Source organism: Nocardia speluncae NBRC 108251 (genome assembly GCF_001613245.1).
GTDB classification, from domain to species: Bacteria; Actinomycetota; Actinomycetes; order Mycobacteriales; family Mycobacteriaceae; genus Nocardia; species Nocardia speluncae.
In genome coordinates this window covers 1-16288 of record NZ_BDBZ01000009.1, presented here as the reverse complement: position 1 = coordinate 16288, position 16288 = coordinate 1, and the positions used below count along the sequence as shown (strand labels likewise).

Below are 16288 nucleotides of genomic sequence, written 5' to 3'. Positions count from 1 at the left end.
CTCACCACCCGGATGTGGATTTCACGGGGCAGGCCGATCACACAGGGCGGGGAGGCATTTTCGCCCCGCGACCAAATCGCGCGCAAGCGCGTCGTAGGCCGCGTATTCACGAGCGAGCCGCCGGCGGTTCGACCCTTCGGAACCGTCCAGAATGAAGCGGTCGAAGCTGATCGTGTACAGATACGCCGTCCGGCCGAATACCGCGCCGAGCCCCTCGCGATGTGGCAACGAACCGGGCCGCGGTGGCCCGAGGATACGGCGGGCTCCGAGATCTATCGACAGCATATGGCGCTGCACTTCATCACAGGCACAGGCGAAAGGGTCGGTATCGGAGCCGGTTTCCGATGATCCCGGCGGTTCTCCGGGGCGCCCCCAGGGCAGCACGATGTCGTCCCAGGCCGGTCGCGCCGCGGCCATCCTACGATGCGCCACCACGAGGCCGGCCAGCGATTCGAGCATGGCGCAGCCGAATTCCGCGCCGGCGGACCGATCGAATTCGGCCGCACGGGTGAATACCGCGGAGATGATCCGGCTGTTCGGAAACGGCCCCAAGTCGTCGACATAGCTCACCCCGGTCCCCTTTCGTCCCCCGGGTACGACCGCTGAAAAATCAGCCCCCCGGGCATACTCCGCGGCCGGCGACCCACTCGCCGGCCCCCCTGGCAGATTGTCGAATACAGGGTAGCCATCTGCGGGCGTTCGGGAAGGCTGTTCGGCGGTTGCCGATCATCGAGGGGAATCCGCGCCACCGCCGGATATCCGGCGCACCGCCCAGCGCCCCTCCCACGCCTCTCCCGGTGCCAGGTGGCGCAGACCGTCCCCCGAATTGAGTGCGTCCGGAGCCGCGGTCATAGGTTCCAGCGCCACCGCGAGCCCGGGCCCCGCCGGTCGCGGAAAATCCTTCGCGGTGAACACCTGGAGATAGCGCCAATCGTCATCGAGGAGAAGCTCCACCCGCGCCCCGTCCGGTGCGGTGAGCCGGGCGGCGACACCCGGAACCACTCCGCCGAACGGAGTATCCAGCGTCAGGTTCGCCAGCGGGGCCCCGGCCCGCAGATCGTATGGCGTGCCCTCGACGGGATGCTCCGCGACAGGATTCATCCGGGCATCGACCTCGTAGTAGGTGGTCGCGGCGACGGCGAGTTCCAGTTCCTCGACCGGAACCGCGCCGACCCGGAAATACGGATGCGCACCCACCGCGTACGGCGCCGGCCGGTCCGAATGATTGACGACCCCATGGGTCACTGCCAGCCCGTCGGCGCGCAGTTCGTAGCGCACCCAGGTATCGAGCAGGAACGGCCAGCCGTGCTGGGGCGGTATCAGCGCGCCGAGGGTCACCGAATCCGGTGCCTGCGCCCGCACTTCGTAATCGGTGTTACGCAGCAGACCGTGGATCGCGTTCGACCGCGCGACCTCGGTGATATCGAGTTGCTGCGGGCGCCCGCCGAGCATCCAGACCGCATCGCGTACGCGATTCGGCCACGGCGCCAGCACGATACCGGAGGCCATCGGCGGGGCGGCACCGGCGGGAAGCGGTTCGGTCACCGCGATACCGTCGACAGTGAGACCGCGCAACACGGCGGCCACCGTCCCGATTTCAGCGCGGACACCTCCGGCTGCCAGTACAAGCGAGCGCCCGGTCGGACAGGGGTCGGATACGGTCACGGCACCAGCGTAGGTTCCGGCTCCGCCGGACGGCCGCGTTCGGACGGGTGAGTCCCGGCGCCCCGGCCCGCAGCGCGAGCCCGGTCCGGATGCCGGTGCGATTCACCGGCGCCCGGCCATGCGCCGGCGCTACAGACCGTTGACGATCACCGCATTGCAGTCGGCCGCCGCCTGCCGCAGCGGAATCGCGGCCTGGTATTCCTCGGATTCGTACCACGCACGGGCGGCCTCCGGGGATTCGAACTCCAGCACCACGGTCTGGGTGGCGGGCCACTCCCCTTCCAGTACTTGCGGTTCGGTATCGATCGCCAAGACTTTCACGCCGTTGGCCATCGCCTTGGCGGCCGCCTTACCGTATTCGGCCATCCCCGCCGGGTCCTTGATCGACTCGGTCACGATGACATAGCCCTTGGCCATCCCGGAACTCCTCACTCACACACGAGCCGGATACTTTCGGCTCCCCGACGACCATACTCAAAACGATATTTCCGAAAGAGGGAATCCCATATGGTGAAACCGGTCGTAATACTCTCGGCGGCGGGCGATGCGATCCGGACGCCGTGCAGGATGTTCAGCGCTTGCCGTTGCGCCGGAGCAGATGCGGACGCAGCCGGTTGAAATCCCGCACCCGGACGCTGCGCAGATGCCGGATATCGAACTCCGTATCCCCTTCCAGCTCCGCTGCCGCGCCGTCATCGACCAGGATCGTGCCCGGACGGGCGACACCGGTGAGCCGAGCCGCCATATTCACCACCGACCCGTACAGGTCGCCGAAACGCTGCAGCACAGGCCCGTAGGCAATCGCCAACCGCAGTTCCGGCGTGGTACCGACAGTCATGGTGGATTCCTGGATCTCCAGTGCAATCCGGGCCGCGATCAGCGGGGATTCGGCCGCGAACATGACCTCGTCCCCGACGTTCTTGATCACCCAGCCACCGTTCTCGGTGATCGCGGCGGTGGTGGTGGATTCGAATGCCTCCAGCAATGTGGACAACTCGTCGGGATGCAGATGCCGGGTGAGCCGGGTATAGCCGACCATATCGGCGAACCCGACGGCCAGCGTCCGCGTGGAATCCTGGGTCGGCCCGGTCTCCTCCAGATGCCGGATGAGCGCCGCGTCCAGGTGGCGCCGCCAGGCATAGGACAGCAGGCTCTCCATGAGTTCCACCGTTTCCGCGGTGGCATTGCGGGTGATCTCGTCGGGGTCGGCGCCGGGCCCGGCCGCAGCGACCCGCCGGTCGATCTCCTCGACCACCAGGTCGACCTGCCATTCGGCCAGTCGCGCCATGGCCTGCCCGATGGTGCGGGCGGTCGCGGCCTGCTGCCGGGAACCGGCAGCGGAGAGCACCTCGACCTCCCGGAACCGGTGGATGGCCGCGATATCGGAATCGGTGTAATCCGGCGCGCTGTCGTCCTCGCTGGCCGGGAAACCCAGCGATATCCACAACCGGCGCGCCAGCTCGGGTGTCACCCCCGCCTTCTCCGCCACCTCCAAGCGGTTGTACCGCCGGCTCCCGGCGAGCAGGCTCGTCTCCGCCGCCGACCGAACCAGTTCGGACCTCTCCTGCGACACCATGGGCGCCACACTACGACCCACCGGCCTGCACGCGGGGAAACCGGCCGTACAGACCAGTGATCTGCATCATGCCGCCCGCGGCATCGAACGCCGGTGGTACAGCCGGGCACCGGCGATGCCGGGTGACACCGCAACGCCGCGTAGTAGCACGACTGCGCGCGGGACGGCCGGTGGCTGTCCCGCGGAAAATCCGTCCCGGCCGATGGCAGCACCTGCCGATCGCGGTCCCGGCCGAGCACAACGCGCGCCGCCGCGCGAAGCGGTGCCGGGCAGCGCTATGGCTGCGCAGTCGCGGATCGCGGTGAGGTGTATTCCGGAATCGGCTCGGGCGACCGGGCAGGTGGGACAGCGGGTTGCGTCGACTGCGCCCCCGGTTCTGCGGGCGAATTCCGTACCGCGGGCTGCTGGGGTTGCGGCGTCTCGGCGCGCGGAACTCCGGCGAGCCCGGAAGTTTCCACCGACGGTGCAGCCGGTTGCTGCGGGACGGTGGGCCCCGGGTGGCCCGGGGTCGGTGCCGGAGGTGCGGCCGGGGCCACCGCGGGTTGCGGAACCGCCGACGGGCGGCCGGAGGCGTCGGGCAGTGGGCGGTCGGTGGGGAGGTTGACGAAGCTCGGAGCGGCCGGGTCCAGCGCGAGATGCTGGGGTTTGAGTTCGGTGTCGTTGAGCATCGGCCGGAACGCCAGCGCCTTCGGGGCGTTGGCGGCGAATACGTCGAGGCGGAGGCGGTGCCCGGGTTCGAGGACGGCCTGGGTCGGGATCACGCCGATATCCAGCGCGACCTGCTCGCCCGGCGACACCTGCTGCACGCTGTCCAGGGTGATCGGGTTGAACGGGGCGGTGAGGTCACCGTTGGGTAAGCGGGTGCTGCGGGCTTCGTCGATCGCGCGCAGGGAAGCGGTGAGCTGGCCGGTGCTCAGCACGGTGGAGGTGCCGTCGGGCGAGACATCGTTCACCGTGACGCTCCAGTAGCCGTCGGCGGCGTCGTGCACCGTGTTGAGATGGACGTTGATCGGCCCGGAGATCACCGTCCGTTCGGTGACCTCGGCGCTGGTGAAGGTGAGTGCGCCGCGTTCGGCGATCCGGGAATCCTTGGCGCAGGTATCGAACACCGCACCGATTCCGGCCGACCCCTGCGCCATATCCCGCGAGCAGAATGTGGTGAGCCCCGGCGCCACGGTGAGTTGCGCCTTGTCCCCGGGCTGACCGATCAGCGATCCGTCGTGCACGCTTTCCGCGCTGGTACCGCTGGGGGCACCCGACAGATACACCCGTCGATGCGCCATTCCGGGTTGCGGGTACTGGTCGAGAAAAACCCAGCCGCCGCCTTGTTCCCAGACGACCACGGGTCCGTAGTCGGCGATGCCGTTGTCCATATCTCTGAGCCAGTGGTCGAACCACGCGCGTTGCAGGACATCCAGCCGCGGTGGTGCGCCGGGTCGCCCGGTCCCGGCCCCCGGGTTGGCGTGATAGGTGTCGCCGACGACGAGTTGTTTGTGGCCGGGCGGTAGCGGGATGTCGTTGTAGAGGGTGGTGGCGCTGTTGGCGAAAATATCGTGCCAGCCGCCGTAGACGAAGGTAGGGACGGTGATCCTCGACGGATCGCCCATGATGCCCTGCCGGAACGGGCTGTTCTCGTCCAGTGCCGCGGCCAGCGTGGGCGGCATATTGTTCAGCGACGGCGTGAGCAGTGCCTGGGCGAGCAGGTCGTAGTTGGTGGCGGGATCGGCCAGCCGGTCGGCGAGCCATTGCCAGTCGAAGGTGCCGTCGAGCATCGACTGCACATCCGGCATGAGTTTGGCCTGATTCACCTGGTTCAGCCACAGCGGCAGGAAGGTCACGCCCACACCGCCGCCGGGCGCCACCACATCGCGCATGAGATCGCTGCCGGGCTCCACCGGGAAGATGGCCTGCAACGGTTCCGGGGCGTTCTCGGCGGCACGCAATTGATTGATGCCGGAGTAGGAGCCGCCGCTCATCGCGACCCGCCCGTTCGACCACGGTTGTTGCGCCGACCATTCGATCACCTCGCGGGTGTCGAGTTGTTCGCGCGCACCGAGGGTGTCCCACAGACCCTGTGACTGGCCGGTACCGCGCACATCCACCGAGACCACGGTGTAGCCGGCGTGTACCAGTTTGCTGTCGAGCCCGAGCACCGTGGCGACGGTGCCGCCGTCGAGGGCGTGCAGCAGATCCTCGAAACCGCTGATCGGGGTGCCGGACAGGTTGATCCGGCGCACCAGGTCCATGGTGAACTGTTGCGCCTCGGGGTTGTTCATCGCCGAATCGATGAGACCGGACATCATTTTCGAGTACGGCGTCATCGTGACGATGGTGGGCTGCGGTTCGGTCTCCACCCGGTCACCCGCGTGGGCGGGCCGGTACACATCGGCTTTCAGCACTACACCGTCGCTCATGGTGATGTGCACGTCTTTGTCGATATGTACGCCGGGGTAGGGCTGTGGGCCGTCGTGGGTGCCGGTCCACTGCTGCGCCAGCTCGGCCGGGGAGGCGGCCGGTGTGGTGTCCCGGCTGACCGGGTGCCGGGCGGCCTGCGCTATCACCAGGATCACGGCGAGGGCGACGACGGTGATCGCCGCTGCGGCCGCGAACCCGTGGATCCGGTACAGCCGCATGAACAACCCTCCACCTCATGGTTCCGGTTTCTGCGCACAGATGCCGCCGACGATAGCAATCAGCTCTCGGCGCAGCGTGTACCGACGCGCGGTGTCCGGATTCGGGTGGCGGTGGCGGAATCCCGGCACAGGCCGCCGCGGCCTCAGTGCGCGCGGCGCAACCGCAGGACGAGGTCCTTGATCTGATGGCCGGCTGCGGGGCGGTTACGGTCGCGCCGTTCGTCCACCTGCACCGACCACTGGTCGTCCAGCAGGCCGAGGATATCGGCGGGCAGGTAGTAGGCGTAGGGGTCGAACTGGTGCTGATGACCTTCCTGTGCATGCGAATGTTGTTCCTGCGCGGGGAATTCCGTCGGGTCGTGGGTCACGAACAGCAGGGTGCCGCCCGGCGCGACCGAATCCAGCAGACCACGCACGGTGGCGTGGCCGGGTTCGTGTGCGATCGGAAAGTAGTGTGCCGACACGAGATCGAACGAACGGGAAGGCAGTGGCGTGACCGCGATGTCGGCGTGGCGCCACGAGATCTCCGGATGCCCGGCCGACGCGCGTTCGATCGCCACCTTCGAAATATCCACCGCCGTGACTTGCCAGCCGCGCTCGGCCAGCCAGTAGGCATCGGCACCCTCGCCACAGCCGAGGTCGAGCGCCTGGCCGGGCGTCATCCCGGTCACCTCCGTGACCAGGGCGTCGTTGGGCAGGCCGCTGAATCTCTGCTCGGTCTCGCCGTACATATCGTCCCAGAACTGCTGGTCCATCCGTATCTCCTGATCTGCTTCGGGGCTTGACACCCAGCATCCGCACAACACGGAGTCTTGACAAATATATTTGCCATAACTGCAATAGAGGCATGGATCCGGAGTTCGGCGATGTCATCGATGCGATCGGCCCGCGGCTGCGTGAGCTGCGGCGACGCAACGGCACCACCCTGGCCACACTGTCCGAGCTCACCGGCATACCGGTGAGCACACTGTCACGACTGGAATCGGGCCAGCGCAAACCCAGCCTCGAACTACTGCTTCCGCTGGCCAAGGCGCATCGCGTCCCGCTGGACGAACTGGTCGCCGCACCGGAAACCGGCGACCCCCGGGTCAATATCCGCCCTGTCACCCGGCACGGCCAGACCCTGATCCCCCTCACTCGTAAACCCGGCGGCCTGCAGGCCTATAAGCAGATCCTGTCCGGCCGATCCTGGGCCGAACCCGACCTGCACACCCATGAGGGTTATCACTGGCTCTACGTTCTCAACGGCAAAATGCGCCTGATCCTCGGCGACCGGGATATGGTGCTCACCCCCGGCGAGGTCGCCGAATTCGACACCCATCTCCCCCACTGGTTCGGCAATGCCGACGAACACCCCGTCGAATACCTGAGCCTTTTCGGCCCGCAGGGCGAACGGTTCCACATCAAGGCCCGGTATCGGCCGTCGTAACCCCGATACACGCCGTACGCTGGATAAAGACGAACCGTTATCGTTCCGTTAGCCAACTTGTCCGTGTCGTTTCCGAACTCTGCGCGACAGACGGCGAAATATGACTCCCCGGGTTTGCAGGACCGACATATAGCTGTGGTGTATTTCCAACGCTGTTCGAGTAGTCGGTGAATTCCTCGCCGCGCAATCGGCGGTGAAAGTTTTGTGATCCACCGGCTCTCGACCTGAGCACGGAGGACCGCAATTATGGAGTCAGTACCGCTAGTCCGAAAACGCATGGCCGTCATGGCCGTTCTCGCCGCGGCGGCAGGTTCCGTTCTCTGCACCGCCGCACCCGCCGAAGCCCGGCCGGTATCAGTGCCCGGACTCGGTGTTTTCGAAGTTCCCGATCACATTCCGCTACCGGCCGGGGTTCCCGGCATCACCACCCCGGAACCGGCACCGCAATTCACCCCCGCCCCGGGCGATCTCGCAATCCAGGCGGCGCGCAGTAAACTCGGCGCCCCGTACGTCTCCGGCGGGACCGGCCCCAGCACCTTCGACTGCTCCGGACTGGTGAAGTGGGCGTACCAGCAGGCGGGCGTGGATGTCCCCCGCACCAGCTGGTCCCAGCTCTCCGCCGGCACACCGGTCCCGCTCGACCAGCTACACGTCGGTGATGTGATTTCCTACAGCGGCGGCGGCCATTCCGCCCTCTACGCCGGTGACGGCCAGGTGATCCACGCCGCGACCTCCATCGTGGAGATCTCGCCCATGTCGTATTCGCCCGTGGTCGGAGCACGCCGCTACTGACCCGCGGCCGCGTCGTGGCCCCTTCTCCGGCGGCAAGCCCGAACCACAGCCCGGGCCCACGACGCACCGATGGACCGCCCCCTCCAGGCGTACGGCCGGGAGGGTGCGGTCCGTCCGGTATCAGAGCCGTTCGATAATGGTGGCGTTCGCCAGTCCACCCGCTTCGCACATGGTTTGCAGCCCGTAGCGACCACCGGTCTGTTCCAGATGATTGACCATGGTTGCCAGAATCCGCACCCCCGAGGCACCCAGCGGATGCCCCAGGGCGATCGCTCCGCCGCGCGGATTCAGCTTCTCCGGGTCGGCGCCCAATTCTTGCTGCCACACCAGCGGCACCGGGGCGAAGGCCTCGTTCACCTCGTAGGCATCGATATCGTCGATTGTCAGGCCGGCCCGGTCCAGCACCTTCTTCGACGCCGGGACGGGCGCGGTCAGCATGAGCAGCGGGTCGTCGCCGAGCACCGCGAACGAATGAAAACGGGCCCGCGGGGTCAGTCCCAGCTTCGCCGCCGTCTGCTCACTCATGATCAACGCGGCCGAGGCGCCGTCGGTGAGCGGCGAGGAGTTGCCCGGGGTGATCGACCAGTCGATCTCCGGAAAACGCTGGGTGTACTGCTCGTCGACGAACGCCGGCTTCAGGCCCGCCAGCTTCTCCGGAGTGGATCCGGCCCGGATGGTTTCGTCCGCGGTGAGCTCACCTGCGGCGACCAACTCCCGGTCGAACCCGCCCGCCGCCGCGGTCTCGGCCGCCAGGCGATGCGACCGCGCCGCGAACTCATCGAGGATCGAACGATCGAGCTTCCAGCGCGCGGCCAGGATCTCGGCCGCGATCCCCTGCTGAACCAGCCCCTCCGGATATCGATGCGCGATCGGCCCACCGTTGGCGTCCTGCCCCTGCGCATTGGAGAACATCGGCACTCGGCTCATCGACTCCACACCACAGGCGATCGCGATGTCATAAGCGCCCGACATCACCCCCTGCGCCGCGAAATGCGCCGCCTGCTGACTGGACCCGCACTGCCGGTCCACAGTGGTCGCGGGCACCGATTCCGGGAACCCGGCCGCGAGCACCGCAGTCCGCGAAATATTGAACGCCTGCTCACCACTCTGGGTGACGCACCCTCCCACCACATCGTCGACCAGCGCCGGATCCAGATCGTTGCGCTGGATCAGCTTCTCGAGCACCCCCGCCAGAAGGGTCGCCGGATGCACCCCCGACAAACCCCCGCCCATCTTGCCTTTTCCGGACGGCGTGCGAACCACATCAACGATGACCGCGGACTGCATGGGTCCCTCCTGAACTGCTCGGCACGGCCTCCCAAGTTAGTGACCGTTCGAGAATAAGTTAACACGCATTCGCAATCGCAGGCCAGAATGAGCCCCAGGCCGGCAGTGGTGCACGCATGACCCGGCCAGTAGTTACGAACAACTATCCAGCCGCGTACGGGTCGGTCAGCGACGTCGGCGTACTGGCGATCTCCAGCACCGCTTCCGGGAACCGCAGGCCGGCAACATAAATGCGAGCGCGGGTGCGGCCCATCGGTTCCAGGATCTCCCTGCGCGCCAGTTCACGTAGGTCGCGCTGAGCTTGCTGAAGGTTGAGATTCTCGTTCTGCTCGTAGCGACTTCGCCGTACCCGTCCCGATATCGCCACATCGTGCAGAGCGGTCACCAGACGTTCATCGAGCGACTCCACACGGGCGAACTCGCATAACCGCTCCCACACCCGACCGGAGCGCACAAACCGCGCCCGCACGGTTTGTGCCTGCTGATGATAGGCGGTCAAATTGAATCGGACCCACTCCGATACATCCCGCTCCGGCCGGTATTCATTGCCGCGCCGACCGAGCACCTGGTAGTACTCCCAGGTATTACCCGGCCGACCGAGCCATGCCTCGATCGACGAGAACTCAGGCGCAAGCACCCCTTCGCGCGCGATCATCAGCGTTTGCAGCGACCGGGACATCCGGCCGTTCCCATCCGCCCAGGGATGAATCGACACCAGATGCAGATGCGCCATCGCAGCACGCACCAGCGCATGTGTGCCATCGTCGGCGTTCAACCACTCCACCAGTTCGGTCATCAACTCGGGAACCGCGGGAGCCTCCGGCGCCGTGTACGCGGCAATGCTCGGATCTCGCGCATCGGCGACATACACCGGACCCCGCCGCCACTGCCCCGCAGGCTTTCGCGTGGAATGTCGATGCCCCTGCAACATCCAATGCAGAGCATTGATCAGACCTTTGCCGTAACAGAAATCCCCCACATCGTGAAGCGTCTGGATGTAGGTCATCATCTGCTCGTAGGCGAGCGTCTCCGCCCGGTCCTCATCGGAGACATCCACATCACGCTCACCCGCCATCAAGTCCTCGACATCAATGGTTTCGACCTTGAACCCTTCGATGGAATTCGAAGCCGCCACAGCATCCGCTGTGAGGAACCTGCGCAGCCCACCCGCCCATTTGGCCGGAACTTTCTGCAACTGATGCCGCAATTCCTCACGCATGCCGTCGACTTCGGACAGCACACGCGCATCGCCGACGGTCAGGGCCGGCGTCGGATACAACACAACCCGATGATATGTTGACGTAATCATTACGTCAAGGACGTCTGGTTGAACAAAGCGGCCGCGGAACGCCGTCAGCGTGCAACTCCGGCAGAGGCCGCCGGTCCAGCGAGTAGTCCTACTGGATCCGCTCCCAGCCGCGCCGCTCGCGCCGGGACCCCAGTTCCACATCCCTACTCCGGTAGACGATATAGGGCCTGGTCAGGTAGCCGATAGGCATCGAGAACACATGGACCAGCCTGGTGAAGGGCCAAAAAGCGAAAAGGATCCACGCGGCGATCACATGGAGCTGGAAGCCGAGGGGGGCGGCGAGGATCAGGTCGGTGTCGGGGCGGAAGGAGAGGATGGAGCGGAACCAGGGGGCGACGGTGTGGCGGTAATCGTGGGGTCGGCCGATGGCGTTGCTGATCACGGTGGTACCGAAGCCGAGGACGAGGGTGCCGATGAGCAGGACATACATGATCTTGTCGTTGCGGGTGGTCGCGGAAAACACCGGGCCCGTGGTGCGGCGGCGGTAGATGAGTATCGCGGCGCCTACGAGGGTGGCGGCGCCGGCGAGGACGCCGAGGCCGACGGACATTGCGTGATAGATGGGTTCGCTGATGCCGACGGCTTCGGTCCAGCCTTCGGGGATGAGCAGACCGACGATATGGCCGAGGATCACCAGCAGGATTCCGAAATGGAACAGGGGGCTGCCCAGGCGGAGCAGGTGGTTCTCGTAGAGCTGGGAGGAACGGGTGGTCCAGCCGAACTTGTCGTAGCGGTAACGCCAGTAATGGCCGACGAGGAAGATGGCGATGGAGGCGTAGGGCAGGGCGACCCACACGAGGATGTCGACTGTGGTGAGCTGTTCGGCCGCCGCGGCGTGGAATATCGCATTCATCAACGCACCTCTGTGAGTTCGGCGTCGCCACCGGCGGCGTGGAGTCGGGGTCCGGTTACCAGGGCCGTGGGGTCGGCAGGTTGGAAGGCGCTGTCGGGGTGATCATCCGGAAGGCGGCGCCGGATTGGACTACTCGTAAGGCACTGCCGGAGTGGGCCGACCGGAAAGCTCCACCGGGTGGACCGACCGTGAAGGGGCGGGCTGTAATTTTGGAGACGCTCCGCGTCTCGAGGGCGGGGCCCTATTAACCCCTGGTCTTCACTCCTGCGCTCCTCCGCTTCGCTCCCCCGCTCCGTCGCTCCAGACCAGGGGCGGGCCCCGCCCGGTGGGGTGAGCCGTTCACGGAGGGCGGCAGACGATACGCCTCGCCCCTGGGGGCTGGGACGCCTATCCAGGTTGGCGGGCAACATGGTTCCGGCGCTGTTGGGGCATGGCTGGATCGGGGAGGTATTGGGGTGGAGTGAACGGTGCGAGGCCGACGGATTCCTCCGGGGGGCCTTCGGCGATGAGGCGGGTGATGGCGTCTTCTTCGCGACCGGCCAGGGCGGGCAGCGTAGCGATCACCGAATCGAGTACATCCGCCCACGGCGAACCGGTTTCGTGCAGGCCGCGGCGCATCAGTTCCAGGCCGGCGCGATGTTCGGTGAGCAACCGCACCCCGGTTTCGGCGTGACCGGAGGCGGCGAATTCCAGAACCACGGAGAGGTGGTCGGGTAGCTCTTCCTCACTCAACTGGAGTCCGGCGGCCTGGTAGGCCTGTTTGAAACGCAGCAGCGCCACTCCACGTTTGCGGGTATCGCCATAGGCGAAGTAGGTGAGGTAGGGGCTGAAGCGTTTGCGGTGGTCGAAGGTGGCGACGTAGTCGGCGGCCAGTTCGAACAGGGAGCTGCGCTGCACGTGAGCGAGGAACCGGGCGACTGGATCGCCGACCGGTGGCGGCAGGGCCACGGCGACCGCGCCGAGCAGGTGCAGGTTGCGGTGCAGCGTTTCGTCCGGGTAGCCGACCAGCAGTGATTGCGCCTGCCAGGCGGCGGAACGGAGGGCGGGATCGATTTTCACGGTTTTCTTCACAGCCGCTCCGATCCGGACGGGTTGTCTCCGGTGGGCGGGAACAGCCCGTCGGGGGCTTTACCGTCCCAGTTGAGCAGGTTCACCCGGCCCTGCCCGTGCACGGTGGTCGTTGTATCGGCGGTCTGCCGGTTGCGCAGCATGTGGAAGTTCTCGACGGCGATCGGTGCCGGCCCGCCGGAGCTTTCCCCGAACGGCCCCGACGCGGTCATTCCCGGGCCGCCTTCGTAATCGAGGCTGCATTCGGTGGCGAGTTCTTCCAGACCGTGCGCCTGTTCGGCATGTGCGGGCGGAATAACGTAGCGCTCATCGTATTTGGCCAGCGCGAGCAGGCGGAACATATCGTAGACCTCTTCGCCGGTCATCCCGACCGCCTCGGCTATCCGCTCCCGGGGTTCCCGGCCGAAATTGATATCGCGCATATAGCTGCGCATGGCGGCCAGCCGGCGCAGGACATCGGTGACCGGGGCGGGATCGCCGGCGGTGAACAATTGGGCGAGATAGTCGACCGGGATGCGCAGGGCCTCGATGGCGGCGAAGAGATTATCGTAATCCTCCGCATCGTGACCGGTATCGCGGACGATATCGACCACCGGCGACAGCGGCGGGATGTACCAGACCATCGGCATGGTGCGGTATTCCGGATGCAGCGGCAGCGCGACCTTGTAGGTGTTGATGAGCGCGTAGATCGGTGACCTGTCCGCGGCTTCCACCCAGTCGTAAGGTATTCCGGCGCGTTCGGCTTCCCGCCGGACCTCCGGATCGGCCGGGTCCAGGAATACATCACGTTGCGCCTGGTAGAGACCTTGTTCGTCGGGGGTGGCGGCGGCTTCGAGTACCTTGTCCGCGTCGTAGAGCACCAGGCCGATATAGCGCAACCGGCCCACGCAGGTTTCCGCGCAAACGGTGGGGAGCCCCACCTCGACCCGCGGAAAGCAGAATGTACATTTCTCCGCTTTTCCGGTGCGGTGGTTGAAGTACACCTTCTTGTAGGGGCAGCCGGAAACGCACATACGCCAGCCGCGGCAACGGTCCTGATCGACCAGGACGATCCCGTCTTCGCTGCGCTTGTAGATGGCTCCGGACGGACATGACGCCGCGCACGAGGGGTTCAGGCAGTGTTCGCAGATCCGGGGCAGATAGAACATGAAGGTCTGCTCGAATTCGAACCGGACCTTCTCGGCGAGTTTGCCCAGCAGCGGATCGCGGTCGCCGTATTCGGTGGCGCCACCGAGGTCGTCGTCCCAGTTCGCCGACCATTCGATCTTCGTATCCTTGCCGGTGATCAGCGATTTCGGCCGGGCCACCGGGGTGTGCCGCTGGGCGGGTGCGGTGGTGAGGTTCTCGTAGTCGTAGGTCCAGGGTTCGTAGTAGTCCTTCAGTTCGGGCAGGATGGGGTTGCTGAAGATGGTGAATAATTTCCGCCACCTTCCGCCACCTTTGAGTTTCAGATTGCCGCGGCGGTTGAGTTCCCAGCCGCCCCGCCATTTCTCCTGGTCCTCGTAGGTGCGTGGATAACCCTGTCCGGGTCGGGTTTCCACATTGTTGAACCAGACGTATTCGACTCCGGAGCGATTGGTCCACGCCTGTTTGCACGTCACCGAACAGGTATGGCAGCCGATACATTTGTCGAGATTCATCACCATCGCCATCTGCGCCATGACCCGCATCAGTAACTCACCTCCTGACCGCGACGACGGATCACCGTCACCTCGTCGCGTTGATTTCCGGTGGGACCGAGATAGTTGAACGCGAAGCTGAGCTGGGCGTAGCCGCCGATGAGGTGGCTGGGTTTGATCAGCAGGCGGGTGAGCGAATTGTGGATACCGCCGCGCTGCCCGGAGGTTTCGCTGATCGGGACATCGATGAGCCGGTCCTGCGCGTGATACATGTACACCGTGCCGGCGGGCATCCGATGCGAAACCACGGCCCGCGCCACCACCACGCCGTTGCGGTTGACTGCCTCGACCCATTCGTTGTCCGCGACCCCGGCCTTCGCCGCGTCCTGTGGCGACATCCAGATCGTCGGACCGCCCCGGGACAGGCTCAGCATGAACAGGTTGTCCTGGTATTCGGAGTGGATGGACCATTTGCTGTGCGGGGTGAGGTAGCGGACGGTGACGCCGAGTTCGCCCACCGAGCCGATACCCGGTTCACCGAACAGCGCCGCCATGTTCAGCGGTGGTCGGTAAACGGGCAGCCCCTCACCCAGTTCGGACATCCAGTCGTGGTCGAGATAGAAATGCTGGCGGCCGGTGAGCGTATGCCACGGTTTGCGGCGTTCGACATTGATGGTGAACGGCGAATACCGGCGACCACCCGACTCCGACCCCGACCATTCCGGTGACGTGATCACCGGTACCGGCGCGGCCTGGGTATCGGCGAAGGTGATGCGTTTGCCCTCGTGTTCGGCGGCGAGATCGGCCAGCGGCACGCCGGTGCGCTGCTCCAGAGTGCGGAAACCCTCGGTGGCGAGGCGACCGTTGGTGGTGCCCGACAGCGCCAGAACCGCCTCGGCGGCCTGGATCCCGCGCTGTAGTGACGGCCTGCCGTCGGCGGGGCCACCGCGGATCATGCCGTTCTTGTGGCGTAGATAGTCGACTTCCGGGGCGAGATCGAAGGTGACGCCCTTGGTGGTGGCGCCGAGCTTTTCCGCGAGCGGCCCCAGGGCACGCATTTTGGCGCCGACGGCGCCGTAATCACGTTCGACCACGACGAGTTTCGGCATGGTGACGCCGGGGATCGGTTCGGCTTCGCCGTACTTCCAATCCGCGACCCGCCCGTGCGGTGTGGCAAGTTCGTCCGGGGTGTCGTGCAGCAGCGGCACTGCGACCACATCCTTGCGCACCCCGAGCCGCGGCCCCGCCAGCTCGCTGAACTTCTCGGCGATCGCCTGGAAGGCATCCCAATCGCTGCGGGTCTGCCAGGGCGGCGCGATGGCCGGGTTGAACGAATGCACGAACGGGTGCATATCGGTGGTGTTGAGATCGTGTTTCTCGTACCAGGTGGCAGCCGGCAGCACGACATCGGAGAACAGGGTGGTGCTGGTCATCCGGAAATCCAGGGTGAGCAGCAGATCGAGTTTGCCGCGCGGCGCCTCGGGCCGCCACACCACATCGCGGGGCCGAGCGCCGGCCGGGGTGGGTGAGGCGCGCAGCGAGGATTCGGTGCCGAGCAGATGTTCCAGGAAGTATTCGTTGCCCTTGGCCGACGACCCGAGTAGATTCGCCCGCCACACGCTCAGCACCCGCGGGAAGTTCTCCGGCGCGTCCGGATCCTCGCAGGCGAACCGCATCCGCCCGGCCCGCAGTTCGGAGACCACGTATCCGGCCAGCGATCCGCCGTCCGACGCGGCCGCGTCGACCAGGTCCAGCGGATTGCGGTCGAAGGTGGGATAGGACGGCATCCAGCCCAGCCGGGCCGCCTGCGCGATCACATCGGCGGTGGTCATACCGGCCAGGCGGCCGCCCCCGTGCGCGGCCGAGAGCGTGTCGGCGCCGAACCAGTCGTAGCGGAACTGGTCGGAATGCAGGTACCAGTAGGCGGTCTGGATCATCTGCCGCGGCGGGCGCGACCAGTCCAGCGCCGACGCCAGCTGGGTCCACCCGGTGATGGGGCGGCATTTCTCCTGCCCCACATAGTGCGCCCACCCGCCGCCGTTGACGCCCTGGCAGCC

Annotated in this window: 14 protein-coding genes; 2 read left to right on the top strand and 12 right to left on the bottom strand. The window is 66.2% G+C overall.

Annotation, left to right across the window (positions count from 1 at the left end):
- Positions 1–21: 21 nt before the first annotated feature.
- From NS6_RS12300 to NS6_RS12275, 6 genes are all read right to left on the bottom strand, one after another.
- Complete coding sequence (locus NS6_RS12300; RefSeq protein WP_068040798.1) at positions 22–570, bottom strand: hypothetical protein; 549 nt, start codon at positions 568–570, stop codon at positions 22–24.
- Positions 571–726: 156 nt separating this feature from the next.
- Complete coding sequence (locus NS6_RS12295; RefSeq protein WP_068040797.1) at positions 727–1665, bottom strand: aldose 1-epimerase family protein; 939 nt, start codon at positions 1663–1665, stop codon at positions 727–729.
- Positions 1666–1794: 129 nt separating this feature from the next.
- Positions 1795–2082: a DUF1330 domain-containing protein gene (locus tag NS6_RS12290; protein ID WP_068040795.1), complete on the bottom strand. Its 288-nt coding sequence runs from the start codon at positions 2080–2082 to the stop codon at positions 1795–1797.
- 154 nt (positions 2083–2236) lie between these two features.
- On the bottom strand, positions 2237–3241 hold the full coding sequence (locus NS6_RS12285; RefSeq protein ID WP_068040794.1) for an adenylate/guanylate cyclase domain-containing protein: 1005 nt from the start codon (positions 3239–3241) through the stop codon (positions 2237–2239).
- 275 nt (positions 3242–3516) lie between these two features.
- Positions 3517–5874, bottom strand: a complete 2358-nt coding sequence (locus NS6_RS12280) for a CocE/NonD family hydrolase (RefSeq protein ID WP_084470988.1) — start codon at positions 5872–5874, stop codon at positions 3517–3519.
- Positions 5875–6017: 143 nt separating this feature from the next.
- Entirely contained in the window at positions 6018–6629 is a 612-nt protein-coding gene (locus NS6_RS12275) for a class I SAM-dependent methyltransferase (RefSeq protein ID WP_068040792.1), read from the bottom strand.
- 92 nt (positions 6630–6721) lie between these two features.
- Between NS6_RS12275 and NS6_RS12270 the strand changes: the two genes are divergently transcribed.
- Positions 6722–7303 (top strand): helix-turn-helix domain-containing protein, encoded by a 582-nt coding sequence (locus NS6_RS12270; RefSeq protein WP_068040790.1) that lies wholly within the window; start codon positions 6722–6724, stop codon positions 7301–7303.
- A 276-nt stretch (positions 7304–7579) separates the two neighbouring features.
- The gene (locus NS6_RS12265; protein ID WP_245669287.1) at positions 7580–8095 is read left to right on the top strand and encodes a C40 family peptidase; all 516 of its coding nucleotides are present in this window, start codon (positions 7580–7582) and stop codon (positions 8093–8095) included.
- Positions 8096–8215: 120 nt separating this feature from the next.
- Here the strand turns inward: NS6_RS12265 and NS6_RS12260 are convergent, their stop codons facing one another.
- The 6 genes from NS6_RS12260 to NS6_RS12235 form a co-directional block, all read right to left on the bottom strand.
- A complete protein-coding gene (locus NS6_RS12260) occupies positions 8216–9382 on the bottom strand; it encodes a thiolase family protein (protein ID WP_068040786.1) in 1167 nt (388 codons plus the stop codon).
- Positions 9383–9524: 142 nt separating this feature from the next.
- Positions 9525–10832 (bottom strand): Fic family protein, encoded by a 1308-nt coding sequence (locus NS6_RS12255; RefSeq protein WP_245669285.1) that lies wholly within the window; start codon positions 10830–10832, stop codon positions 9525–9527.
- A complete protein-coding gene (narI, locus tag NS6_RS12250; RefSeq protein WP_068040782.1) occupies positions 10780–11544 on the bottom strand; it encodes a respiratory nitrate reductase subunit gamma in 765 nt (254 codons plus the stop codon). Before narI ends, NS6_RS12255 begins: the two co-directional genes overlap by 53 nt.
- A 387-nt stretch (positions 11545–11931) precedes the next feature.
- On the bottom strand, positions 11932–12615 hold the full coding sequence (narJ, locus tag NS6_RS12245; protein WP_068040780.1) for a nitrate reductase molybdenum cofactor assembly chaperone: 684 nt from the start codon (positions 12613–12615) through the stop codon (positions 11932–11934).
- Positions 12612–14282 (bottom strand): nitrate reductase subunit beta, encoded by a 1671-nt coding sequence (narH, locus tag NS6_RS12240; protein WP_068040778.1) that lies wholly within the window; start codon positions 14280–14282, stop codon positions 12612–12614. The genes narJ and narH overlap by 4 nt, the downstream gene beginning before the upstream one ends.
- On the bottom strand, positions 14282–16288 hold a 2007-nt coding region (locus tag NS6_RS12235; RefSeq protein ID WP_157112727.1), incomplete at its 5' end, for a molybdopterin dinucleotide binding domain-containing protein. The genes narH and NS6_RS12235, both read right to left, overlap by 1 nt.